Origin of the sequence: Pedobacter nutrimenti (genome assembly GCF_032678445.1) — a bacterium.
Classification (GTDB): Bacteria; Bacteroidota; Bacteroidia; order Sphingobacteriales; family Sphingobacteriaceae; genus Pedobacter; species Pedobacter nutrimenti_A.
Map to the genome: position 1 here is coordinate 179548 of NZ_JAVTSQ010000001.1, position 24883 is coordinate 204430.

The window sequence follows — 24883 nt, forward strand, 5'->3', positions numbered from 1 at the left end:
TCTTTTTGTTATGACTAAATTGCTGATTTTTAGTATGTTGTACTGAATTAATGTCTTGTTTTATTGATGTGTCTGGCATTTTTTCTTCAGGGGCTTTCAAATCTTCTTAAATTTGCCAGGCTACGCCACCACAGGTTGTTGGTTCAAAGAAAGGGATTTATGAAGGAGTTTATACGTTTATATTTAGATGCTTATCGCGGCTTGTCTACACCAGCATGGATGCTGGCCCTGGTGATGCTCATCAACAGGAGTGGGGCAATGGTTATCCCTTTTCTTGGCGTATATATGATTAATCACCTTAGTTTTTCTCTCGAAGATACCGGTACTGTGTTGAGTTGTTTTGGCGTTGGTGCTGTAGCGGGTTCTTTCCTGGGGGGGTGGCTTACCGATAAAGCAGGCCATTTTAAAGTGCAGTTGTTCAGTTTAATCTTTACGGTACCCATGTTCTTTTTACTTCCGGAATTAAACACGGTACTTAAACTGGCTTTAGGCGTGTTTGTACTAAGTATTATATCTGAAACCTTCCGACCTGCAAACTCAGTTTCTATTGCCTATTATTCTAAACCAGATAATGTGATCCGTTCTTTTTCGCTGAACAGAATGGCTATGAATCTTGGTTTTTCTATTGGCCCTGCTTTGGGTGGTTTTCTCGCAGCCGTATCTTATACTTTTCTATTCTATGGTAATGCCGTTGCTGCATTTTTATCGGCCGTACTCTTTTTTGTTTACTTTAGAAAAAGAAGAGGGAACGAGAAAAAGGAACAACAGAAAGAGACCGTAGTTGAAGCGGAGAACGGAGAAAATTTATCTCCTTACCGGGATCTTCCATTTATGCTGTTCAGTCTGTTTTGCTGCATTTTTACCATTTGTTTTTTTCAGCTGCTCAGTACTTTACCATTGTATTACAGAGAAATCTATAAGATGACGGAAGCCGATATTGGTGTAATCCTGGCCTTTAGTGGGGTAGTGGTCTTCTCCCTGGAAATGTTGCTGGTTCATATCGCCGAAAAAAGAATGTCTTCTATGGCCATCATCGTCAATGGTACATTAATGTGTGCCCTTTCCTTTATTATTCTTAATCTGGCTTCCGGTACCTGGGTATTGTATAGTGCAATGTTTGTGCTTTGTTTAGCCGAAATATTGGCTATGCCATTTATGGCTACAGTTACTCTAAAAAGATCTTCTATGAAAACCAGGGGCGCTTATATGGGGATCAATGCTCTTTCAGTATCTGCTGCTCACGTATTTTCTCCTTTTATTGGAACCAGAATTGCTGCTGCCTTTGGTTTTGAAACTTTATGGTGGGGCACCGGAGCTGTTTTGTTGTTCACCGCAATGGGATTTTACTGGGTGATGAAAAAAATGAAGGCCTGACAATCTAAAGATCAACAGGCCTGGTAATTTTTTTATGAGTAGTTCTTATCCTAAGATCTCAGCTAATTTTTCTGTCTGGTGATCCGCTAATTTTTTCAATGGCCCAGAAGCCAGCATCTTCATCATCATGTTTAAATCAGCAGAAATAATATGTGTTGCTGTAGTACCACCATGGCCATTATCTGCTACCGTCCATTTTAATTCAACATCAAACGGAGCCTTTTCAGAAGGAACAGCAATAAGTTCCTGGTTTGGGACACGGCTGGAAATTTTAATGGCAAGTTTAGCCATATTTTGTATGGTAAAACTAGCTTCATCTTCTGTAGAAGACCAGTTGTAAATATTCTCCGGCATTAACTGCTGGTGGTTGTTCAGATCAGCTAAAAAAGAATACACTTTTTCTACAGGTAAATTGATCTCCGCAGAGCTTTCAATAACAGTCATTATATATTAGGTTAATTGTTCAAGTTCCTGTCCCCATCCTGAAGGGTCTCGACGCCATTTGGTCAGCAGGTCCACATCATTTTGTCCAATAAAACTATGCTCAGCAGCATATTTAATTAAAGTATCATAATTAGACAAACTTGAATACCTGCATTTAGCTTCTTTAAAATTTTCATCTGCTTTATCAAAGCCATAAGTAAAGATGGAAACCAGACCGGCAACAGACAAGCCTGCCTTTCTCAAGGCATCAACAGCTTGCAGACTGCTTTTACCAGTAGAAATCAGATCTTCTACAACCACTACCCGTTGTCCTTCAACAATCTCTCCTTCAATTAAACTTCCCGTACCATGTTCTTTTGCCTTTGCCCTTACATAAGCGAAAGGCAGACCAAGTTCCTGGGCAACCAGCACACCTTGAGGGATGCCTGCAGTGGCCACGCCAGCGATCAGATCAACGGAGCCAAACTCCTCCTGGATCAGCTGTGTAAGCTTTTGTCTGATGTATGTTCTAACTGATGGATGCGAAAGCGTAATCCTATTATCGCAATAAATTGGAGATTTCCAACCCGATGCCCAAGTAAATGGATTAGCAGGTTGTAATTTTATTGCTTTAATTTGTAACAGAAATTCAGCTACCTTTAATTCAATATCACTTTTATTATACATGGCTCAAAAATACAGAATATATATTAACGATAACACCTTGTTTATTGCAGATGTTGCTCCAGAACAAAACGAAGATATTCAACAAATTGATACACAGTCTTTTGATTTTTTAACATTTTATAAAAAATTAGGCAAAGGTTCAAAGAACCAATACCTGCTGCTGAGCGATAACCCGAAAGCCGTTTTTCAAAATCTGAAAAGCAAATGCCAGCTGATTAAAGCGGCAGGCGGTCTTGTACAGAATTCTGCAGGCGATTATTTATTTATTTTCAGAAATAAAAAATGGGATTTGCCGAAAGGAAAGGTTGAAAAAAATGAAAAGATGAAAGCCGCTGCACTAAGGGAAGTAGAGGAGGAGTGCGGCGTCAAAATTCAGAGTAATAAAGAAAAGCTATGTAAAACCTATCATGTCTATGAACTGGGCAGTAAAGTTGTACTTAAGAAAACCAACTGGTACGCGATGACCGTTAAAGGCCAGCCTAAGCTCGTTCCTCAAAAAGAAGAAGGAATTACCAAAGCCGGCTGGTTTGGGAAACATGAACTGGATCCGATCTTTAAGAACACCTATCTATTGATTTTTGATGTCCTTAAAGCAGGAAAACTCATTTAATTACAGGTAGGCTATTGCAGCTGCCGGTACAAATTTATGCACATCACCATGGTTACGCAGAATATCGCGTACTATGGTGGAGCTTATAGCAGAATATTCGGGTTTGCTCAGGATAAAGATGGTCTCCATTTCGGGCATCATGGTTTGATTGATCTGGGCAATAGCCCTTTCGTACTCAAAATCTCCTACGGAACGAATGCCCCTAACCATATACTGTGCATTAATCTCTCTGCAGAAATCTACCGTAAGGCCTTCGTAAAGCTGAACTTCTACATTGCTGTAGTCTGTAAATACGGCGCTTACGATTTCCTGTCGCTTTTCTGCAGAAAGGTAATTTTGTTTAGAGCTGTTTAAGCCAATACCCACAATGACTTTGTCAAAAAGGGGCAATGCTCGTTTCAGAATATCGACATGGGCGATGGTAATCGGATCAAAGGACCCCGGAAAAAGAGCTGTTTTCATACAATATTTGTCTTTTCAAAGAAACTGAAGGAAGAGTTGCCATACTTACGGGTTTCCTTGTAGCCCGGTTGCCCCTCCAGCCTGAGTAAGGAAGGATGTTCAACAATCAGGATCCCGTTGTCCGTTAATAAATTGTTCTTCATCACCATTTGGGGAATAAGGGGGATGGTTGGTAAGTTATATGGGGGATCAGCAAAAATAATCTGGTAGGATTTTTTATGTTGATCAAGGAATTTGAACACATCTGCTTTGACCACATCAATAGCGGGGAGATCGTATTTTTCTATCACAGATTTTACCCAGTATACGCAACCAGAATGTTTGTCTACCGCCGTAATAGAAGGGATACCTCTGGATGCAAATTCAATACTGATGTTTCCGGTGCCACAAAATAAATCCAGGACATTGCACTCTTCAAAATCGTACAGGTTGTACAAAATGTTAAATAAGGCTTCTTTTGCCATATCCGTTGTAGGCCTTACCGGTAAACGTTCGGGTGCATTCATCCGGATTCCTTTTAACTTACCGCCGATTATACGCATAGGTCGATGGCTAATAAACTGCTGTAATAATAAATTGGCATATCATCCAGGATGGTGCAGTCTACATTTTTATTCTGTGGGACGTTAAAGGAGATCATCTCAAAATACTTTTGCAGTATTTGATGTCTGCTATCGCCTTCATTAATAATTCCGCTGATATAAACCGGGATTTCCTCCCTTTGTATGCCCAGCTGTGTTAAAATCAAGAGTAAATAGTAGTTAAATTCTTCAGCGTCTTCAATCTCATAACTGTTCCTAAAAACCAGTTTAGAGTCGGCCACATAAATGACCGTAAAGGAACGGGCTGTGAAATCCAGAAACAAACCATCACTAAGACCGGCAGCAAGGGCCAGCACAGGAGTGGTAAGTTCAAATTTAACCGGGTTTTCAAATGTACTGTTCAGACTGTCTTCAAATTCGGGCTGAAAGCCAAATACGGAGGTGAAATTAAAATCTTTGTTTTCCTGTATATAGATTTGTTTAGGCCGGGTTTTGCTGAAAAAATTCAGGTAGGAAGGAATGTCTTTTTGCTGGTATAGTTCCGAGGGAACGGCGATAGCACTATCTGTTGCAACGGAAACTTTTACTGTTTTAAAAGGATGTTTCAGATAGGGGTCGTTCTTTAAATTACTGTGTAAGGTCTGCGAAATATTAGGGCATTCCTGCTGGTCAAAGATGGCTTTGAGGTGCTGGCTTTCCTGATTTATAATTGCATAAGAAAAGCTGTCGTTTGTAATTTTTATCAGTAAATTACAATCCGGTGCCGTGTTGGGATCAAATTGAGGATCCAAAAGCAGAAGGCTGTTTTTAATATTCATCTTAACAAAATTAATTCTTTTTTCTATAACAACACCATTGCATATTTGTAAAATGGATAAAGTGACGATTATAGCCCAGGCTTATCCCTTTCCACCAACAGAAGAACAACTGATTTTCTGTAGCAGGATGGCCGGGTTTTTATCAGGGCGGCTGGATGAAAAATGTTTTGTGTTAAAGGGCTATGCCGGAACCGGTAAAACCACTTCTGTGGCTGCTTTGGTTAAAGCGCTTCCTCAATTTAAACTGAGGTCTGTATTACTCGCCCCAACAGGAAGGGCGGCAAAAGTAATGAGCAATTATACTGGAAAAAAGGCGCTGACCATTCATAAGAAAATTTACCGTAAACGCTCTGCCGTGGCCCTGGAAATGGCTTTTCAGCCGGCGCCGAACCTGGCTGAAAATACGTTGTTCATCGTAGATGAAGCCTCCATGATCGCCGATGAATGGAACAGTCAAAATGCTTCTTCCTTTTTAAAAGACCTGATGGAGTTTGTCTATAACCAAAAAAATTGTGCGGTTGTATTTGTAGGGGATACTGCCCAGCTTCCGCCGGTAGGCAGCCTGGATAGTCCGGCACTGAACCCTGTTCATCTGGCCGAAAGCTTCTTGCTCGATGTGGTTCACGTAGAACTTAAAGAAGTGGTCAGACAGGAAAAAAAATCAGGCATATTGGCCAATGCTACTATGCTCAGGAAGCTGATTAATGATTATACGACAAAGGAAGAACTTGGTGAATTTCCTGAAATAGAACTTCCCAAATTTATTACCAAATCTTATAAAGATATTTTTAGGATGACCGGGGTAAAACTGGTCGAAGGATTAGAGTACGCCTACAGTAAGTTCGATATAGAAAACTGTCTGGTGGTGTGCAGGTCCAATAAATCGGCTAATGTGTATAACCAGCAGATCAGGGCGAGGCTGTTGTACCGTGAAGAAGAGCTAACCGGTGGAGATCAGATTATGGTGGTTCGCAACAATTATTTCTGGCTTGGTGAAAATGAATCAGCATCTTTCATTGCCAATGGCGATATGGCCAGGATTACCCGGGTCAGAAACGAAGAAGAACGCTATGGGCTTCGTTTCAGTGAGGTACAGATGGAATTTCTGGATTATCCGGAATTAGGGGCTATTACCTGTAAAGTACTCCTGGATACCTTGACCGGGGAAACACCAAATCTTTCTTATGAAGACAGTAAAAGGCTGTATGAGGGGGTGAGTTTAGATTATGAACACATCAAAACAAAGAAAGAAAGGTTTGCAGCGATTAAAGAAGATCCATACTATAATGCCCTGCAGATTAAATTTGCTTATGCAGTGACCTGTCACAAGGCCCAGGGCGGACAATGGGATGCTGTATTTGTAGATCAGGGCTACCTGACCGACGATATGGTGGATATGGATTTTCTGCGCTGGCTGTATACTGCGGTAACCAGGGCGAAAAGAGAATTATTTTTAGTAAATTTTGCCCAGAACTTATTTACAACTCCGGCGGAAGACTAAAAACCGGCTTTAAAGATGTGCTTATGATATTTGGTTTTTCCTTTAAACAAAAAATGAAGATTGCATCATTTTTGTTCTTCATTATGTGCTCAACCATGTTAATACGGATGTTCGAAGACAAGAGCATCAAAAATATGAGTAATGCTTTTGTGTCCATGTATCACGACCGTCTGATTCCGGCAACAGATCTGTTTTTCCTGGCAGAGAATGTCTATGCAAAAAGATATTTACTGGAGGAGACTTTAAACCCGGACCGGACAATAGAGGTCAGCTTCAGCGGATTGAGAGAGAAACTTGAAGTCCATAATAAAAATATCGATTCGCTGGTGCATAAATATGAAGGTACTTTTCTGATCAAAAAGGAAAAAAGCCAGCTTGCCGACCTTAAAACTAAGCTCCGTGATGGAATAAAGATGGAGGACAATATCATCACGATGGCAGAAAAGCACACCCTGACAGAAGGACGCCATCTATTTGAATCATTGGGAAAGGCGGCCTTTAACAATATTTCAGGAAAACTATCAGAGCTCAGCAGGATACAAACAGATGCGGGGGAGGAATTGATCCGGGAATCGGAATCTATCGTTTCGGGAAGTAAATTGTATTCTACTGCACAAGTATGTCTGGCTATTTTTATTGGTATTATGATTGTAAACCTTGTACTCACTTCCAAAGTAGCAAACATTAGCAATGACAAATTTAAATTGAATTAAGCCAGAAGAGGAATACGGACTACAAAATTGCTGCCTTTATTTTCTGTGCTGTTGACCAGGATGTCGCCATGGTGCTGTTCAATGATTTGCTTGCAAATGTGGAGCCCTAAACCAATCGACTTTTCGCCCCGCAGACCTGATCGTCCTGCTTTGGAAAACTGGTCAAATAATTTATCCAGCAGTTCGGGCGGGATCCCAATACCAAAATCTGTCACGGTGATCAGTGCTTGTGTGTCTTCTGCTTCCAGTGAAACATGTACCGGTGCATGGTAAGGGGAAAACTTTAAAGCATTTCCGATCAGGTTATCGATAACCCTCAAAAATTTTGAAGGATTGATCATGGCATAAACCGGGTCTTTTTCAGTCTTAAAATTGATTTTTCGCTCACTGCTGAGGTTCATTTGCCAGGTTTTTACAATCTGGTCCAGGAAAGAAGAAAGATTGATTTCTTCCCTCGGCAGTAAGGTGTTGGTATTGCTTTCCTGGATAACCTCCAGTAAATCGTTAATAATGGTTTTTGCCTGCTTGGCAGAATCAAGTACCATTTCAACTTCTTCCTGCACACTTTTCTGAACTTCTTCTTCCATCAGCATCATCGTGCTCAGTGCCTCAATGTTGTTTAAAGGATTGCGCAGGTCATGTGCTACAAAAGCAAGTATTTCACCCTTCTGGCGGTTAAGTTGTTCTACCTCCCGGTTCTTTTCTTCCAGCTGTTTAACCTGGAAGAAGTGCTGGGACTTGAAGTAATAACTGTAGCGGGAAAAACCGAAGAGCACAAAAGCGAGTACTATGGAAACAATGATGTTAAATATCTTTTCCTGGATATTTAAGGAGGAAATACTAATGCTTATGATAAAAAGAGCAATGATATAGACCGAAAAGCCAATAACTTCCCAGAGCTCCAGCAGAAAAAAGATGCTTACCGCTACGATTCCGACCAGCAGCATCATTAAGGTGTTTTTGGTGTTGTGTAGAGAAACGATGTAACTGGTAGAGAAGGTGATGGAAATGATGAAGAAAACGAAAAGTAAGGTGATTGCTCTTTTGAAAAGCTTCTTTTTTCGTCGGATTTTGAGTGCTCGGGTACTGGCCATTATAAAAATAGCTGAGCCAATGATCTGAATATAATTAACCAGATTGTACTCCTGGTACCTGGGTATGACATTCAGATTTTCATAAAAAAGAATATTGGCTAACCTAACTATTGAGGCAATAATGAGGATGAGCCAACTCAGGGTCCTGACTTGCTTTATATTAATGGAATTATAAGACACCCTGAACTCATCAGCGTATTTTTTGGGTGTTTTATATCTAAATAAATTAAACAAAGCAAGGGTTTAGAATACGCGAAGGTATATCACGGCCCTGTGAAAGAGCCTGATATGCAAAAAAAGAAATAAGGAATTATCTTACGCGGTTTCTTACAGCGGTCAGATAAATTGCGGTAATGGCAACAACTAAGCAATAAGGAACTAAAGACATATAAACTTGGCAATCGCTCATTATAGTACTGCAGATAATATTCATGGTCGTAAATTTTTTGGTGAAGGTAGGTAAAAATGAATAAACTTAAAAAATACTACTGAGTTTTTTCCCTGAAAAAGGGGCCGAACTTCCCGGAACGTCCCCTTTTATTGTGAGTATCGACATCCATCGAATAAGAATAATGTGACAAACCTAAGGGTTAACATGGTGCTAAAAAATGACCATTATCACTATTGAACACTCGTTTTGTAATAATTTAACATATTTTAACATTCAGAAGGAGCTTTTATCTTGCGAAAAAATGGAGGTTTATATAATTTTCGCATCGAAAAAAATTAAGTCCAAATGGAAGAAATAAATATCACAACCGAAAGTTCATCATATGGAACTGATATCCGGGCGTTGAATGAAATGATACAACAGGAGAGTGCGTTTATAGACCTCCTTTTTATGGAAATGGATAAGGTGATCGTTGGTCAGCGTTATATGGTAGAACGTTTGCTGATCGGTTTGCTGGCTGATGGGCATATCCTTCTGGAAGGTGTTCCTGGTTTGGCGAAAACCTTAGCCATCAATACGCTGTCCAAAACCATTGATGCGGGTTTTAGCCGCATCCAGTTTACTCCCGATCTGCTTCCTGCCGATTTACTGGGAACCATGATCTATAACCAGAAAAAAGAAGAGTTTGTGGTCAGAAAAGGACCACTGTTTTCTAATTTTATCCTGGCGGATGAGATCAACCGTGCACCGGCCAAAGTGCAAAGTGCCTTGCTGGAAGCTATGCAGGAAAGGCAGGTCACTATTGGTGATACAACTTTTGAGCTCCCCAAACCTTTTTTAGTACTGGCTACCCAGAACCCGATAGAACAAGAAGGAACTTATCCGCTTCCTGAAGCGCAGGTAGACCGTTTTATGCTTAAGGTAGTGCTGGGCTATCCGAAAAAGGAAGAGGAAAAGAAAATCATGAGGGCCAATATTTCGGCTCAGGGAATGGCGAAACCGAACACTGTATTACATCCTGACGATATCCTGAAAGCCCGGAAAGTGGTAAGGCAGGTATATATGGATGAGAAAATTGAACAATATATTATTGATATTGTTTTTGCAACCCGTTATCCTGATGAATACAAACTGGCAGATTATAAAAACCTGATCAGTTTTGGTGCTTCTCCAAGAGCCAGTATCAATATCGCCCTGGCTTCAAAGGCTTATGCTTTTATTAAGCGCAGAGGCTATGTGATCCCTGAAGATGTACGGGCAGTTTGCCACGACGTATTGAGGCACCGTATTGGTTTGACCTATGAGGCCGAAGCAGAAAATGTAACTACAGAAGATATCATTACCGGTATATTAAATGCCGTAGAAGTACCATAATTTATGGATACCAAAGAGCTCTTAAAGAAAGTAAGAAAAATAGAGATCAAAACCCGCGGGTTAAGCAATCAGATCTTTTCAGGAGAGTACCAAACGGCTTTCAAAGGTCGTGGTATGGCTTTTAGCGAAGTCAGAGAATACCAGGTAGGCGATGAGATCCGGACCATAGACTGGAATGTGACCGCACGGTTCAACCATCCCTATGTGAAGGTGTTTGATGAAGAGCGTGAAATGACCGTAATGCTCCTGGTGGATGTTAGTGGTTCCAAGAATTTTGGAACCCAAATCCAGCAGAAACAGGAACTGGCCACTGAATTGTGTGCTGTTCTGGCTTTTTCGGCCATTCAGAACAACGATAAAGTTGGTGTGCTTTTTTTTAGCGACCAGGTAGAGAAATTCATTCCACCCAAAAAAGGCCGGAGCCATATCCTGATGATCATCCGTGAACTGATCGATTTTAAGCCTGCACATAAAGGCACCAATATAGCCGAGGCCTTAAGGTATTTTACCAGCGCCATTAAAAAAAGATCAACTGCTTTCCTGATCTCCGATTTTATGAGTGAGAAATTTGAAAATGAGCTCAAGATTGCCAATCGTAAACACGATCTTGTGGCTTTGAAACTCTATGACATCCATGAGGAAGAATTCCCTGACCTGGGCCTGATCCCGGTTGCAGATGAAGAAAGCGGACAGATAGAATGGATCAATACCGGTGATAAAAAAGTTCGTCAGGCTTACAAAGCTGCTGCCCTGGAAAGGAATGGCAGATTGCAGGACCTGTTCAGAAGATCGGGCGTAGATTATACCTCCATTGGTACCCACCAATCTTATATACAACCTTTAATGACCCTATTTAAAAAACGGGAGGCCAGAAGATAAAAGATGATGAAGCCGTATTTTAATTTGAGTTGCAGCGTATTGCTGTTCTTTGTATTCCTGGGTTACACCAGCCAGGCACAAAATATCCAGGTCAATGCAAAACTAGACAGATCTTCCATTTCTATGGGAGACCAGACCACACTTTCTCTAAGCGCAGCATTACCTGTTAAAGAGAAGATCAGTTTTCCGGCTCTGTCCGACACTATTTCTTCCAAGATCCAGATTGTAAAGGCAGGTAAAACCGATACAGTTTCAGATCCTAAAAATCCAGGTATACAAACCATTACCCAGCGGTATATTATTACCTCCTTTGATGCAGGAATACAGGTAATCCCTGCTTTTAGTTTTCAGTCCGGAACGCAGCATTTTGCTACAATTTCCATTCCCCTTGAAGTAACAGCCGTAAAAGTAGATACCACAAAAGCCATCTATGACATTAAGCAACCACTGGCCGTTTCCTATTCCTGGATAGACTGGCTTAAAGACCACTGGTTATGGGTTGCAGGTTCGGTACTGCTGATTGTTGTACTGGCCGGTGTGGTCTATTATCTGAGGAAAAGACCTAAGAAAGGGCCTCCACCGGTTGTTGTTCCAATTATACCGCCAGATCAGCTGGCCCTGAATAAACTACAATCCATCAGAGATCAAAAACTCTGGGAACAGGGTCATATCAAACGTTACTATAGCGAACTGAGTGATGTGATCAGAGAGTACCTGGAAAGCCGGTATCAGATCAAAGCACTGGAACATACTTCCGAAGAGATTTTTACAGAACTTCGGCACAAAGAGATGCCCCAGCAGCAACGAGCCAATTTGAGGCAAATGTTGAACCTGGCCGATCTGGTGAAATTTGCTAAAGAAAAGCCGCTGAATACAGAAAATGAACTCAGTATGGAGCATGCCATCGGCTTTGTAAAGCAAACAAAAGAAAGTCAAGCCAAACCTGAAAATAAAGCGCATAGAAGTCATGATGAATAGTTTTAAGGGAATAGAATTTGCCCAGCCAGGTTTTTTCTGGTTATTACTGGTCTTGCCTTTTATGATTGCCTGGTACATTTGGAGAAACCAAAAGCTGCAGGGCACATTGCGCGTTTCGGCCATAAATGGATTTCTAAGAGCCAAACGTCGTTCCTGGCGTATTTTGAGGCATTATAGTATTGTGCTGAGGGTACTGGCGCTTGGTGCCCTGATTGTTGCCTTGGCCAGACCACAATCTGCTTTCAGCTGGCAAGACTCTACAACAGAGGGAATAGATATAGTGATTGCAACTGATATTTCGGGAAGTATGCTTTCTGAGGATTTGAAGCCCAACCGCCTGGAGGCCGGAAAAAATATCGCCATTGATTTTATTAAAGACCGACCGAATGACAGGATTGGCCTGGTGGTATTTAGCGGTGAGAGTTTTACCCAATGCCCTTTAACCATTGACCACGATGTACTCATTAACCTGTTTAAAGGCATCAGTAATGGTATGATTGAAGATGGTACAGCCATTGGAATGGGATTGGCCACCGCGGTAAACCGTTTGAAAGACAGTGAGGCAAAAAGTAAAGTAGTGATCCTGCTCACCGATGGAACCAATACCACAGGCTCTATTCCACCACTTACTGCTGCAGAAATTGCCCGGCAAATGAAGGTAAGGGTGTATACCGTAGGGGTGGGTACCAAAGGTTATGCGCCTTACCCGGTAAAAACGCCATTTGGCGTACAGTATCAGCAGGTGCCGGTAACCATAGATGAGGCGATGCTGAGTAAAATTGCAAATATTACTGGAGGCCAGTATTTCCGGGCCACCAATAATCAGAAATTAAAACAGATCTACGAACAGATCGACAAGCTGGAAAAGGCTAAAATTGATGTGACCCAGTACCACAAAAAGACAGAGCGTTTTCTGCCTTTTGCGCTGCTGGCCGGAATCCTGTTGCTGCTTGAATTTTTATTAAAGAATACGGTGTTTAAAAGCGCCTTAAACTAAGGATATGTTACGTTTTGCACAGATAGAATTTTTATGGGGCCTGGTGCTTATACCACTGTTCATTATCCTGTATCTGGTGGTGCGCAGGTGGAAAAGAAAAGCCTTGAAATCTTTGGGAGACAGAGAAACTGTTGGAAAGATCATACCGGAAGTATCTTTCTCCAGACCGGGGATCAAATTTGTATTCTTCCTGATTGCTTTTGCAGCTTTGGTGATTGGACTTTCAGATCCTCAGATCGGGACCAAAATGGAAGAAGCGAAAAAGAGCGGTTCAGATCTGATTGTATTGCTGGATGTGTCCAACAGTATGCTGGCGGGAGATTTGGCGCCAAACAGGTTGGAGAATGCAAAAAGAGCGATTTCTCAGATGATTGACAACCTGCACAACGACCGGATAGGGATTGTGATCTTTGCCGGGGAGGCCTATGTGCAGTTGCCCATTACCACAGACCATTCGGCAGCTAAACTGTTCCTGGACAATATCAATACGAATATTGTTCCTACCCAGGGTACGGCGATTGGTGCGGCCATCGATATGGGTTTAAAAACCTTTGATCTGGTGAGTGGTACAAGTAAAGCCATGATCCTGATGACCGACGGGGAAAACCATGAGGACGACGCTGTACAGGCTGCCGAAAGGGCCCGGAAAAAAGGCGTAACCATCCATGTTGTTGGTTTGGGCTCTACGGAAGGAGCACCAGTGCCGATTTATAAAAATGGCAGCCCCGTAGGCTTTCATTTGGATGAAGCGGGCAAAACTGTGGTGAGTAAACTGAATGAAGATATGGGTAAAGAAATCGCTGCGGCAGGTAATGGTGTCTATGTGAGGGCCTCTAACGCCAATAGCGGTTTGCCTTTAGTGATGTCACAGGTCGATAAAATGCAGAAAAACACGTACGAGAGTAAAGCTTTCAAGAATTATGAAGATCGCTTTCAGTTCTTTTTGGCCTTGTGTTTTGTTTTACTGATCATAGAGTTCTTTATTTCCAGCAGGAAAAATTTAAAGTTAAGTGAGGTGAATTTGTTTGAAGTAAGAAAGCCATGAAGCAATTTATAATGATGCTGCTCCTGGTGATTCAGGGGACAATGCTGTTTGCACAGCAGGAAAAGAGAGAGATCCATAAAGGAAACCAATTGTACAACGAGCAGAAGTATGCAGAAGCAGAAGCGAGTTACCAGAAGTCTTTGGAGAAATCCAAACAATCTGTAGCGGGTAATTTTAATCTTGGTGATGCTTTTTATAAGCAGAAAAAGTTTGATAAGGCGGCAGAGCAGTTCAATGCACTGGTTTCTTCCTCAAAAGATGCCGGGGTTAAAGCGCAGGCCTATCATAATCTGGGCAATACGCTGATGGAAAATAAAAAGTACGAGGAAAGTATAGAGGCTTATAAGAAATCTTTGATGAACAATCCCAAAGATGACCAGACGCGGTATAACCTGGCTTATGCTATGGAAAAGCTGAAACAGCAGCAGCAACAAAACAAGAACAATAAGAATAAAGACAATAAGGATCAGAAGAATAAGGACCAGAAAGATAAAAACAAAGACCAGAAGGACAAGGACGATAAAAATAAAGACAACAAGGACCAGAAGGATAAGGATAAAAAAGACCAGGATAAAAAAGATCAGGACAAGAAAAATCAGGATCAGAAAGATCAGCAAAACGGGCAAAAACCACAGCCTGATAAGTTATCTAAAGAGGATGCAAAACGTATGCTGGAAGCTTTAAACAATGAAGAGAAGAACACGCAGGACAAATTGAAAAACAAAAAAGCAACCGGGGCAAAGGGCCGTATTACGAAAGACTGGTAAAACAAATGAAAGTTAGACATTACATATTATTGGTATTGGTGCTGTGGACAGGAACCCTGTTTGCAGCCGATATTAAGTTTACAGCCTCTGTAAGCAAGACGGAGGTAGGTACAGGTGAACCTTTTGAAATCACGTTTTCTGTTAACGCAAACATCGAGCGTTTTGGGGCGCCTGCATTTAATGGTTTTCAGGTGGTTTCGGGTCCCAACCAGAGCTCCAGCATGACCTCTATCAACGGAAATACCTCTATGAGTATGTCGCTGAGTTATGACCTGGTGGGGGTTAAAGAAGGAGAATATACCATAGGACCTGCTACCATTGTGGTTGGCGGTAAAACCTATCATTCCAATGCAGTAAAAATAAAGGTGGTTAAGGGCCGTCCGGTTCAGCAAAATGCCCAGTCTCCGTCTGCTGGCGGCAATGCACCAGCAGTTTCTTCGGCACCTTCTGCAGATCTTTCCAAAAGTCTGTTCATTAAAGCCGTAGCCAGTAAAACCAATGTATACCAGGGTGAACAAATTACGGTGAGTTATAAATTGTATACGAGTGTCAATCTGGTAGACAATGCACTGGACAAATTGCCGGATTTTAACGGCTTCTGGAGCCAGGAAATTAAAAACAACAGCCAGCGTGTAGACTGGACCATAGAGAATTATAAAGGGGTGAGTTATCATGTGGCTGTTCTAAAGCAGATCATCCTGTTTCCGGAACGTTCCGGAAACCTGGTTCTGGATCCGTTGGGCATGACTTTTCTGGTGCGGCGTGCTGTAGCATCAAATGACATCTTTGATCAGATGTTTGGTGGAGGTTCCTATCAGGACGAGAAGTACAAAGCCAGCAGTGCCCCGGTAACGATACATGTAAAACCATTGCCGGAAAACGGTAAGCCTGTAGATTTTCAAGGTGCAGTTGGAACTTTTGCCATCCAGACTGCTGTAGATAAATCTTCGCTAAAAGCAAATGAAGCTTTAAATTATACAGTTAAAGTTACGGGGGCAGGTAACTTAAAACTTCTCAATGCCCCTAAAATGGATTTCCCTGAAGGCATGGAGAAATACGATCCAAAGGTGACGGATAATATTGTGGAAAGTGAGAAAGGGGTTACCGGAAGCAGGGAATATAAATTCTTGCTGATTCCAAGGAAAGAGGGAAATTATACCATTGCTCCATTGAAGTTTTCTTATTTCAACCCAGCTACCCAGCGGTATATGTCTCTTTCTTCAGAGCCATATACGATTAAGGTGGCTAAGGGAGATCCGGGAAGCAATGTGACCGCTTTTTCCGGTGCAAATGAGCGGGAAGCCAATTTACTAAAGAAAGACATTGCAAGCATAAAAACGGGCGCGCCCGACTTGTATAAGGAAGGGGAGGTTTTCTATGATTCTTTAGGCTACTGGTTGTTGATCCTTGTTGGGCCTCTGGCTTTTATCGCAGCCAGACTATTTAGAAAACAGCAGGCCGAAAACAACAAAGACCAGGTGAAACTGAAATGGAAAAATGCCAATAAAATTGCTGCGAAGCATTTAGCTATCGCAAGTAAGCAACTGCAGGCCGGAGATAAAAAAGCTTTCTACGAAGCGGTTTACAAAGGCTTATATGGTTATCTGAGTGATAAGCTGAACATCTCCGCAGCAGATCTGAACCAGCAAAACATTGCAGAACAATTACAGCTGCGTCAGGTAGACGCCGTATTGATCAGCCGTTTAACCGATACGCTTAACCTTTGTGAAATGGCAAGGTATGCACCGGTTACAGGAATTTCTGAACAAGAGGTATTTGATAAAGCCAAAAATATAATCAACGATATTGAAACGCATGCTTAAGGATATGAAGAACAAAATTTTGATGGTGCTACTGCTGGTACTTCCTTTGTTTTCGGTAGCAAATGAACAGGCTAAAGACCTTTTTGCAAAGGGAAATGCTGAATATGCTAAAGGTCAGTACCGGGAAGCGGCAGAAATCTATCAGCAAGTGCTGAAAATGGGTTATTTATCAGCTGCAGCCAATTTTAACTTAGGCAACGCTTACTATAAACAAGGTGAGTTTGCTGCTGCACGGTCTTGTTATGAGAAGGCACATCAGCTGGCCCCAGCAGACCGGGATATAGAACTGAACCTGCAGCTGGCGAGATTAAAAAGCGGAGATAAAACAGAACATTTGCCGGAACTCTTTTTTGTACGCTGGTGGAAGGGCCTGGTTTTCCTGTTCTCTTTCTCCTTGTTGAGTATCTGGAGTGTGCTTTGCTTTTTGGGTGGCTTTGCTGTGCTGATTTATTACCTGTACGCAGGTTCAGTATCGCTTAAAAAGGTAGCTTTTTATGCCGGGATCTCTATAGTGGTGCTCGGTTTAGTTTTTATGCTCTTTGCCGGCGTCCAGACGCATTTTTTCCTCAATCCATAAAGACATATACTTTGTACTGTTTAGGGTTTGATGCTGTAAGATCTGGCCGATAAAGTTATGCTGACGGTGCAGGTCTGATTTTGCGGATAGGTACTGTAGGATTTTGATCAGTTCCACACCGTTGAGTTCATTAGCATAACGCTGGTTTAGGATGTTGATGCCATTTTTACCTGCTTCCATCCACAGATCTTTGTTCTGATATAGTTGAATAGCTTTTTGGATAAAGTTCTCTTCCTGGTCTTCTATGGCGCCGTTCCAGTCCAGGTTCCCTTTCATGGCCTCTGCACCTATTGTGGTGGTTACCGATGGGGTACCTGTTTGCATGGCATCTATAAATTTTCCTTTAACTCCTGCCCCAAATTGAATGGGGGCTAGTAAGATCCTATGTTTTTCAATGGCTTTTCTGGCGTCCTTTGCACGTCCATGAACATAAAAACGTTCTTTGACGTTGTGCAGCTGCATAACTTTTTGTGAGGGATAGGCACCGTAAATATGCAGGCCTGCTTCCGGAATTTTTTTACGGAGCAAGGGCCAGATCTTTGTTTTTAGGATTTGAACGGTATGCCAGTTGGGTTCATGCAGAAAGTTGCCGATAAAGGTAAAGCCTTCCCGCTCTTCGAAACTTTTCCAGTTTTTAATCTGGGCTTCTGTGAGCTCCTCTTCTAGAAAAGGAAGGTAATGGAGTAAAGAGGGGTCTATATGGAATTGCTCTTTTAACAGTATCATTTCCATTTCAGAGATGATCAGAGAGAGGTCGCACCTGAGAATAGCGGCAATTTCTCTTTTAGCCAGGTCTGAGTAGAGGTCTGTATGGCCTGTTTTTATGGCTTGCTGCCTGGCCTGGCGAAGAAAGTGCAGGTCTTCTGTATCTAGTATTTTTAATGCTCCGGGGCACTCCTGATGTACCCGCCAGCCGTATTGCTCTTCTACCATGAAACGGTCATAAAGAACCATATCTGGCTGAAGTGTTTTGATGAGTTCGTTAAAGCCGGAGTCATTGAGCTTGATGGGGTATTCTGTTACCTGCAGGGCTTTCAGATCGCAACTGAATTCGCTTTTTGATGCTGCGGAGGCCAAAGAAATGTGGTAGCCTGAACGGTGGAAGAGTTTGATCAGTTGAACGATTCTTGTGCCTGCGGCTGATGATTCAGGCTCGGGCCAGACCAGTCCAATGATCAATATCTTTTGTTGCTCCATCTCTTTAAATTCTGGCTAAAATTAGCTGTTTTTAATGCATAATTTTTAATCCCTGTGATTATTCCTAATTTTGGGGACGAAGAATTTACAGATCACCTCATGCTTGGATTAAAATTATTGACAGACCCGCGATGGGCAAATATTGCTGAATCAAACTTAGAAGAAATTTTATCGGACCATGCCTGGTGCGAACAAAAGGCGGCTACAAATGCGATTACACTGATTGCCAATAATTCTGAGCATATGGATTTGGTGGAGGAACTGACTGCTATTGCGATAGAGGAAATGCAGCATTTTCAAATGGTTGTGGAGATTATTAAGGAAAGGGGCTATACGCTTGGCCGGGAGCGCAAGGACGATTATGTTGGGCGTTTGGTGAAGTTTAGCCGCAGGGATGGCAGCCGGAATTCTGCGTTTATTGATCGTTTGCTGTTTGCGGCCATGATTGAAGCCAGGAGTTGCGAGCGTTTCCGTGTATTGTCTTTGAATATTAAGGATCAGGAACTGGCCAAATTCTATCATGACCTTATGGTTTCGGAGGCAGGTCATTATACGACTTTTTTAAATTTTGCACGTAAGTATACGATTGATGTGGATGTAGAGAAACGCTGGAAAGAATGGCTGGAATTTGAAGGTGAACTGATCCAGAGTTTTGGAAATAAAGAAGCGATTCACGGATAGGATGGTGAATTTTTGAAAAAATCAGGCTGTTGATTCGGGGCTAACGATATCAGGTGCGCTGAAGAAGCGCACAGATCTCTGAGGCCGCCTCATCAATAGCCTGATTTTTTTGAGCAAATTGCAGAGGGGGTTGAGAAAAGGGGATTTGAAGGGGGCAAATGCCGGGATCCTGGACAAGCAAGGCGTTATACTGGTTTAGGAGAATTATTGATACAAAATGATGAAAAAATAGGGGACAAATTCTGGGGAATACCTGTGTTTGGGATAATGTTAAAGACTGTTAAACCTACAGCAAGCGATTGCCAGATTATTATATTTAGCTATGCAAAAGTCTAAATATATCAAACTATTTCCCTTTCTTCTTCTTATGTCTCTTTCTTCTGGTTTACTGGCTCAGGAAACACAGATAGTTGACAAACTCAATAGCATCATTAAGCCAATTAATACGCTACAACCTGATAGCAGTTTTAATGATATTGATTTCTTAAGTGGTATACTTATGAAAAAAGAAATAATTGCACTTGGTGAAGTTACTCATGGGACAAGAGAAGTATATGCCTATAAGGAGAGATTAATTCGCTATTTGGTTTCTAATCTCAACTACAAGACTATTGTTTTTGAAGCCGACTACAATGGATTAGAGAAATTAGACGACTATGTAAACGGAAAGATTGATAATACTGCGATGAGTCCCAATTACACCTCTCTTTTGAAGTGGTTAAGGGCATTCAATAAAACGAAGAGCGAGGAAAATAAAGTTCATCTATATGGTGTAGAAATAAGAGAATTTAATTCGGCAATCGATCATATATTCGCTTTATACAGGGATATCAGCCAACATGATAAAGATGTTTTGCTAAAAATCAGGAATACGCCATTTGATAAAGTAGATAAAGAGGATCTTGGCAAGTTCAGAATGGTTTGTACTCAGCTGCCTGAAAACCTTCAAAATAAAATGCTCATTCAGCTCATAGATAATTATTACAATTTCATCGGTATCAATAGCAAATTAGGTGCTAGGGATAGATTTATGGCAGAAAATGCCATTGCGTTAAAGGAAAGTACAAAAGATAAGAAAATGATTATTTGGGCGCATAATGGACATGTTGCTAAAATGTCTATTGACAATACACCAGCAATGGGAGAATTTCTTGAGAAAAGATACGGTGATCGGTATTACGTTATTGCTACGGATATAAACAAAGGATATGTTAGTGTTAGAAAGTTTATTGCTAAAAATAAACCAGTTTCAAATTGGCAATCTTTATATTATCCGGAAGTAAATTCAAGTAGGGGTTATGAGTATTATTTTAAACAATGTAAGTGCAAAAACTTTATTTTGGACGTAGATGCAGCTATTATTGATAACCAATTGGGTTCCTTTTTAACACAGCCAAAGGAGATGAGAATGATTGGTGGTTTAAGTATTCCTGTTAATAAAAAATTATCTATAGCAAAAAATTTTAATATGGTTGTTTATTTTGACGAAACTAGTAGTGTTTAGTTCTTTATTTTCGGTAAAGTAAACAGTATGAAAGCCATCGGGTCGGTGGTGTCGTTGTGGTGGTTTCTATTCGATCCATGGGCACTTTAAAGTAGTTACCTAGGGTAAGTGTGGGAGTAGTTGAGTTGCCTATATCTAGGCAGTAAACAAAATTAAGGATACCAAAGCCTTACGGGTTCTAAAACACCAATGAATGGTGCTGTTTCTTATCACTTAAAAGAAGCGGTAGTAAGGGCAGACGGAACCTTAAGAATTGATTATTCGAAAGCTATATTTAGCAGAGGGGAGTTACTCACCTCACACATTACAGAAGTAATAGTTGAACCAGGACCTGTGGAAGAAACAGCAGTGAGTACAACACTTTATGTGGAAGAGGTTGGCTTGGGGTAAACCGATTCTAATAACATTATAACAACATTCTAATGGTTTTCTAACTATAATCCAGAAAACCGATACCTACTTTTGTGCCACAATAAAAAAAGAACTCATATGGATAAGCCTCCGTGTTATAACCCATTTATTATTTACCCTTCTCTTTCGGCATAGGCTCTTTTGACTATTCCTGAAAGGGAATAGAAACAAAAAGCTATGTTAACGACACTAGACTTTGCAACGCGCCTTTTACTGGCCCTGGTTTTGGGTGCAGGTATAGGTATAGAGCGCCAGTGGCGCCAAAGAATTGCCGGCTTACGTACCAATACACTGGTATCGCTCGGAGCAGCAATATTTATTACACTTTCCGTTAAAATCGGCGGCGACGCCAGCGGTCGGGTAGCCTCTTATGTGGTCAGCGGTATTGGATTTTTGGGTGCAGGGGTGATCATGAAAGATGGTCCAAATGTTCGTGGACTCAATACAGCAGCTACGCTTTGGTGCTCCGCGGCTATTGGTGCCCTTAGTGGTATGGGATTTTTCCTGGAAGCAGCCATAGGTGCGGCATTTATTGTTCTGGCTCACCTCATGCTTCGTCCTTTAGGATTAAAGCTGGGCAGCATCAGCGCGTTTCAAAAAAGCGAATCTGCAGAAACCGAGTACCTTATTGTAATTAAGTGTAAAGAAGAAGTTGAAAACCACATCCGGGTTTTACTCCTGCAAAATATTGGTAACGACAATAAATTGATGCTGCGTGCACTCACCAGCAGCGACAATGGCGACCCCACCAATGCAATAATCACGGCAGAAATCATTGCTGCCGGTAATCAAAATGATCTTATGGAAAAAATGGTCAGCAGGCTCACTATAGAAAGAGCTGTAATGAAGGCCAGTTGGGAATTAACAGGACAACAATCAGAGTTATGAAAGAGTTAAAAATGATCAATCCAAGGAATATTTCCGGGTTTGATGAAGTAGCCGTTACCAAATTGCGTAACGTGGCCAGGTTAGGCGATGATGCCTATTATGCAATGCTGAACAGCCATCCTGAGGGATTAGGGCCCAGGTCAGTAACTGAAAAGATTAAGCAGTTTGGTTATAACGAGATCCAGCATAAAAAGGCTCCTGCCTGGTATGTGCAATTTATACAGGCCTTTTTAAATCCTTTTATCGGGGTACTGATGGCTTTAGCAGTGATTTCCTTTTTTATGGATGTATGGTTTGCCGCGCCGGAAGACCGGGATTATAAAACCGTCATTGTAGTTGGGGTGATGGTGTTTTTAAGTTCCATATTGAGGTTCTGGCAGGAATATACGAGTAATAATGCTGCAGAGCAGCTGAAAAGCATGGTGACAACCACGGCTACCGTACTGCGGAAAGTAGGGGGAAAGAAAGAGATCGACATAAAAAAAATCGTTCCTGGGGATATCATTTTTTTAAGTGCGGGTGATATGATCCCTGCAGACATCCGGATCATTCAGTCTAAAGATCTCTTTGTCAGCCAGGCCATGCTTACAGGTGAATCTATGCCGCTGGAAAAAAGAAGTGCGGCTATTGCTGATACAGATCATAAATCGCCGTTAGAACTGGATAATATCTGTTTTATGGGTACCAATGTGGTGAGTGGTACGGCTACAGCCATTGCGGTGACTACTGGAAACCTGACTTATTTTGGATCTATAGGTAAAGCCATTATTGGAAAACGTGCGGAAACCAGTTTCGATAAAGGGGTAAATAAAGTAAGCTGGCTGCTGATCCGTTATATGCTGGTGATGGTGCCCTTGATCTTTCTGGTGAATGGTTTAACTAAAGGTGATTGGTTTGAAGCTTTGTTATTCGGAATTGCAGTGGCTGTAGGCTTAACTCCAGAAATGCTGCCTATGATTGTAACCGCTAATCTGGCCAAGGGGGCAAAGAACATGAGCAAGCGCAATGTGATTGTTAAACGCCTAAATGCCATTCAGAATATAGGTGCCATGGATGTATTGTGCACAGATAAGACTGGAACGCTAACGATGGATAAGATCGTGCTTGAACGGCATTTAAATGTATCGGGGGAGGAGGATGATGAGGTTTTGAAATGGGCTTATCTGAACAGTTTCCACCAGACCGGTTTGAAGAATTTGTTGGATGTTGCTGTGCTTGACCATATAGAGTTGCACGATTATTTAAAGGTGGATGAGGACTACAAAAAAGTAGATGAAATTCCTTTTGATTTTGAACGCCGCCGGATGAGTGTGATCCTGGAACAAACCAATGGCAATCAGTTGCTGATCTGTAAAGGGGCGATAGAGGAAATGCTGGACCTGTGTTCTTTTGCTTTTGAACCCGGAGAAGATCATGAACTGCACAGGGAAAAAGATAAGGTGGTGGCGATGGACGAGTCGATGCGGAATACGGTATTGAGGATTTCCAGGAAACTTAATGAGGACGGGCTTCGGGTATTGCTGGTGGCCATCAAGGAATATAAACCACGCCCGGCCAATTACAGTGTGGCTGATGAGTACAACTTGATCCTGACTGGTTTTATCGGTTTTCTGGATCCGGCGAAATCTTCTGCTAAACCGGCCATTGAAGGTTTACAGAAATTGGGTATTCATGTAAAAGTATTGACGGGGGATAATGATGTGGTGACCAGGAAAGTGTGCCGGGATGTAGGTATTTCTATTGAACAGGTGCTTCTTGGACCAGAGATTGAACAAATGTCGGATCCGGACCTGGCCGCGCTGCTGGACAATACCAGTATTTTTGCCAAACTGAGCCCTATCCAGAAATCAAGGATTGTAAAACTGCTGCAGGGCCAAGGTCATACTGTTGGCTTTATGGGCGACGGAATTAATGATGCTGCTGCGCTTCGGGATGCAGATGTAGGTATTTCCGTAGATACGGCGGTAGATATTGCAAAGGAAAGTGCAGATATCATCTTGTTGGAAAAGGACCTGATGGTGCTGCGCAAAGGGGTGATCTATGGAAGGAGAACCTTTGGGAACATTATTAAATATATTAAAATGACGGCCAGTAGCAATTTTGGAAACATGTTCAGTATGCTGGGGGCAAGTGCATTCCTTCCTTTTTTGCCCATGTTGCCAATTCACTTGCTGATCCAGAACTTGTTATATGATATTTCTCAGATCTCTATTCCCTGGGACAGGATGGATGAAGATTTTCTGGAAAAACCACAGAAATGGGATGCCAGTGGTATTAGCCGGTTTATGCTTTTTGTTGGTCCGATCAGCTCTATTTTTGACTATGCGACTTTTGCCGTACTGTATTTTGTTTTTAAAGCGAACAGCCCTGAGCACCAGACATTATTTCAAACGGGTTGGTTTGTAGAAGGTTTGTTGTCGCAAACGCTGATTGTACATATGATCCGGACGCGTAAAATACCATTTATTCAAAGCTGGGCCACGGCACCGGTGGTGGCTTTAACATCGGCGGTGATGTTGATCGGTATAGTGATTCCTTTTACGCCATTTGCAAGCTTTATAAAACTCCAGGCTTTGCCATTGGCCTATTTCCCGTGGTTATTGGTGATCCTGGTGAGCTATTGTTTACTCACTCAACTGGTTAAACGCTGGTTCATTCAAAAGTTTGATCAATGGTTATAAAAAAAGAGTGACGTATTCAAATACGCCACTCTTTTTTATTTTTTTAAGATTTAGTTGGCTTCGGGGTGTTCTTTTCCGTTATGACAAGTAATGCATGATACAGCCAGCATTGCTTTTCCATCTTTTTTGTCTTTAATATGGAAGTATTTACTGTTAATCTTGGCAGTCATGCGAACCATATTGCGGGTAATTTCTTTTTCAGGTTTTTCATCACTTGCAAAATCCAGTCTTTTTGGATCGTCTTTTTTTGCAGCATGGCAAAAATTACATTTTACGCCTAAGGCAACTTTCCATCCATCCATGATTTTGCCTAGTTCTTCATGGCTGATGTCTTTAGGTAGAACCTTTAGGTTTGTTGCTTTTCTTTCTTGTTGCTGTTTCGGCATAAATGCACTCAGTATGACTACTGTAGCAAGTAATATGGATAAGGTAATGGTTTTTTTATAACGCATAGTGGTGTGTTTAT

The 24883-nt window shown here is 41.6% G+C and carries 24 protein-coding genes and 1 pseudogene; 17 read left to right on the forward strand and 8 right to left on the reverse strand.

Annotated elements, in window-relative coordinates; genetic code table 11:
* The first annotated feature begins 159 nt into the window (after positions 1–159).
* On the forward strand, positions 160–1374 hold the full coding sequence (locus tag R2S08_RS00785; RefSeq protein WP_316833414.1) for an MFS transporter: 1215 nt from the start codon (positions 160–162) through the stop codon (positions 1372–1374).
* Positions 1375–1419: 45 nt separating this feature from the next.
* On the opposite strand, the gene R2S08_RS00790 is transcribed toward R2S08_RS00785, so the two are convergent.
* Positions 1420–1818 carry an SRPBCC family protein gene (locus R2S08_RS00790; RefSeq protein WP_108553365.1) on the reverse strand — a complete coding sequence of 133 codons (399 nt, stop codon included), beginning with the start codon at positions 1816–1818 and terminating at the stop codon, positions 1420–1422.
* Between the two features lie 6 nt (positions 1819–1824).
* Positions 1825–2484, reverse strand: coding sequence for an orotate phosphoribosyltransferase (gene pyrE / locus R2S08_RS00795; RefSeq protein WP_133777673.1), 660 nt, complete (start codon positions 2482–2484; stop codon positions 1825–1827).
* On the opposite strand from pyrE, the gene R2S08_RS00800 reads away from it, so the two are divergent.
* Positions 2483–3094, forward strand: coding sequence for an NUDIX hydrolase (locus tag R2S08_RS00800; protein ID WP_316833415.1), 612 nt, complete (start codon positions 2483–2485; stop codon positions 3092–3094). The genes pyrE and R2S08_RS00800 overlap by 2 nt on opposite strands.
* Here the strand turns inward: R2S08_RS00800 and coaD are convergent, their stop codons facing one another.
* From coaD to R2S08_RS00815, 3 genes are read right to left on the reverse strand one after another with little or no spacing between them, the layout of a single operon-like run.
* Complete coding sequence (coaD, locus tag R2S08_RS00805; protein ID WP_316833416.1) at positions 3095–3556, reverse strand: pantetheine-phosphate adenylyltransferase; 462 nt, start codon at positions 3554–3556, stop codon at positions 3095–3097. It lies immediately after the preceding gene.
* Positions 3553–4098, reverse strand: a complete 546-nt coding sequence (locus tag R2S08_RS00810) for an RsmD family RNA methyltransferase (RefSeq protein WP_133777670.1) — start codon at positions 4096–4098, stop codon at positions 3553–3555. Before R2S08_RS00810 ends, coaD begins: the two co-directional genes overlap by 4 nt.
* Positions 4089–4916, reverse strand: a complete 828-nt coding sequence (locus R2S08_RS00815; protein WP_316833417.1) for a DUF3822 family protein — start codon at positions 4914–4916, stop codon at positions 4089–4091. The genes R2S08_RS00810 and R2S08_RS00815 overlap by 10 nt, the downstream gene beginning before the upstream one ends.
* Positions 4917–4968: 52 nt before the next feature.
* Between R2S08_RS00815 and R2S08_RS00820 the strand changes: the two genes are divergently transcribed.
* Positions 4969–6417: an ATP-dependent RecD-like DNA helicase gene (locus R2S08_RS00820; RefSeq protein ID WP_316833418.1), complete on the forward strand. Its 1449-nt coding sequence runs from the start codon at positions 4969–4971 to the stop codon at positions 6415–6417.
* A 53-nt stretch (positions 6418–6470) separates the two neighbouring features.
* Entirely contained in the window at positions 6471–7130 is a 660-nt protein-coding gene (locus R2S08_RS00825; protein WP_316833419.1) for an MCP four helix bundle domain-containing protein, read from the forward strand.
* Here the strand turns inward: R2S08_RS00825 and R2S08_RS00830 are convergent.
* On the reverse strand, positions 7127–8458 hold the full coding sequence (locus R2S08_RS00830) for a HAMP domain-containing sensor histidine kinase (RefSeq protein ID WP_316833420.1): 1332 nt from the start codon (positions 8456–8458) through the stop codon (positions 7127–7129). The two genes, R2S08_RS00825 and R2S08_RS00830, sit on opposite strands and share 4 nt — an antisense overlap.
* A 568-nt stretch (positions 8459–9026) precedes the next feature.
* Between R2S08_RS00830 and R2S08_RS00835 the strand changes: the two genes are divergently transcribed.
* From R2S08_RS00835 to R2S08_RS00870, 8 genes are read left to right on the forward strand one after another with little or no spacing between them, the layout of a single operon-like run.
* Positions 9027–9989, forward strand: coding sequence for an AAA family ATPase (locus R2S08_RS00835; RefSeq protein WP_410479508.1), 963 nt, complete (start codon positions 9027–9029; stop codon positions 9987–9989).
* A 3-nt stretch (positions 9990–9992) separates the two neighbouring features.
* Positions 9993–10868, forward strand: coding sequence for a DUF58 domain-containing protein (locus R2S08_RS00840; RefSeq protein WP_316833422.1), 876 nt, complete (start codon positions 9993–9995; stop codon positions 10866–10868).
* A 3-nt stretch (positions 10869–10871) separates the two neighbouring features.
* Complete coding sequence (locus tag R2S08_RS00845) at positions 10872–11846, forward strand: hypothetical protein (RefSeq protein ID WP_316833423.1); 975 nt, start codon at positions 10872–10874, stop codon at positions 11844–11846.
* On the forward strand, positions 11836–12843 hold the full coding sequence (locus R2S08_RS00850; protein WP_316833424.1) for a VWA domain-containing protein: 1008 nt from the start codon (positions 11836–11838) through the stop codon (positions 12841–12843). The genes R2S08_RS00845 and R2S08_RS00850 overlap by 11 nt, the downstream gene beginning before the upstream one ends.
* Positions 12844–12847: 4 nt before the next feature.
* Positions 12848–13888 (forward strand): VWA domain-containing protein, encoded by a 1041-nt coding sequence (locus R2S08_RS00855; RefSeq protein WP_316833425.1) that lies wholly within the window; start codon positions 12848–12850, stop codon positions 13886–13888.
* Positions 13885–14655 carry a tetratricopeptide repeat protein gene (locus R2S08_RS00860; protein ID WP_316833426.1) on the forward strand — a complete coding sequence of 257 codons (771 nt, stop codon included), beginning with the start codon at positions 13885–13887 and terminating at the stop codon, positions 14653–14655. Before R2S08_RS00855 ends, R2S08_RS00860 begins: the two co-directional genes overlap by 4 nt.
* A gap of 5 nt (positions 14656–14660) precedes the next feature.
* Positions 14661–16478, forward strand: coding sequence for a BatD family protein (locus R2S08_RS00865; protein ID WP_316833427.1), 1818 nt, complete (start codon positions 14661–14663; stop codon positions 16476–16478).
* A 4-nt stretch (positions 16479–16482) separates the two neighbouring features.
* Positions 16483–17055 (forward strand): tetratricopeptide repeat protein, encoded by a 573-nt coding sequence (locus R2S08_RS00870; RefSeq protein WP_316833428.1) that lies wholly within the window; start codon positions 16483–16485, stop codon positions 17053–17055.
* Here R2S08_RS00870 and R2S08_RS00875 read toward each other — a convergent pair.
* Positions 17002–18252, reverse strand: coding sequence for a glycosyltransferase family 4 protein (locus tag R2S08_RS00875; RefSeq protein WP_316833429.1), 1251 nt, complete (start codon positions 18250–18252; stop codon positions 17002–17004). The genes R2S08_RS00870 and R2S08_RS00875 overlap by 54 nt on opposite strands.
* Before the next feature lie 99 nt (positions 18253–18351).
* Between R2S08_RS00875 and R2S08_RS00880 the strand changes: the two genes are divergently transcribed.
* From R2S08_RS00880 to mgtA, 5 genes and pseudogenes are all read left to right on the forward strand, one after another.
* The gene (locus tag R2S08_RS00880) at positions 18352–18933 is read left to right on the forward strand and encodes a tRNA-(ms[2]io[6]A)-hydroxylase (RefSeq protein WP_316833747.1); all 582 of its coding nucleotides are present in this window, start codon (positions 18352–18354) and stop codon (positions 18931–18933) included.
* Positions 18934–19255: 322 nt separating this feature from the next.
* Positions 19256–20437, forward strand: a complete 1182-nt coding sequence (locus tag R2S08_RS00885) for an erythromycin esterase family protein (protein ID WP_316833430.1) — start codon at positions 19256–19258, stop codon at positions 20435–20437.
* A gap of 168 nt (positions 20438–20605) precedes the next feature.
* Positions 20606–20827, forward strand: a pseudogene (locus tag R2S08_RS00890) (DUF6266 family protein); the annotation flags it as partial.
* A gap of 198 nt (positions 20828–21025) precedes the next feature.
* Positions 21026–21736 carry an MgtC/SapB family protein gene (locus R2S08_RS00895; RefSeq protein WP_316833431.1) on the forward strand — a complete coding sequence of 237 codons (711 nt, stop codon included), beginning with the start codon at positions 21026–21028 and terminating at the stop codon, positions 21734–21736.
* Positions 21733–24417: a magnesium-translocating P-type ATPase gene (gene mgtA / locus R2S08_RS00900; RefSeq protein ID WP_316833432.1), complete on the forward strand. Its 2685-nt coding sequence runs from the start codon at positions 21733–21735 to the stop codon at positions 24415–24417. The genes R2S08_RS00895 and mgtA overlap by 4 nt, the downstream gene beginning before the upstream one ends.
* Positions 24418–24467: 50 nt before the next feature.
* Here mgtA and R2S08_RS00905 read toward each other — a convergent pair whose 3' ends face one another.
* Positions 24468–24869 carry a c-type cytochrome gene (locus tag R2S08_RS00905; protein WP_316833433.1) on the reverse strand — a complete coding sequence of 134 codons (402 nt, stop codon included), beginning with the start codon at positions 24867–24869 and terminating at the stop codon, positions 24468–24470.
* Positions 24870–24883: the final 14 nt, after the last annotated feature.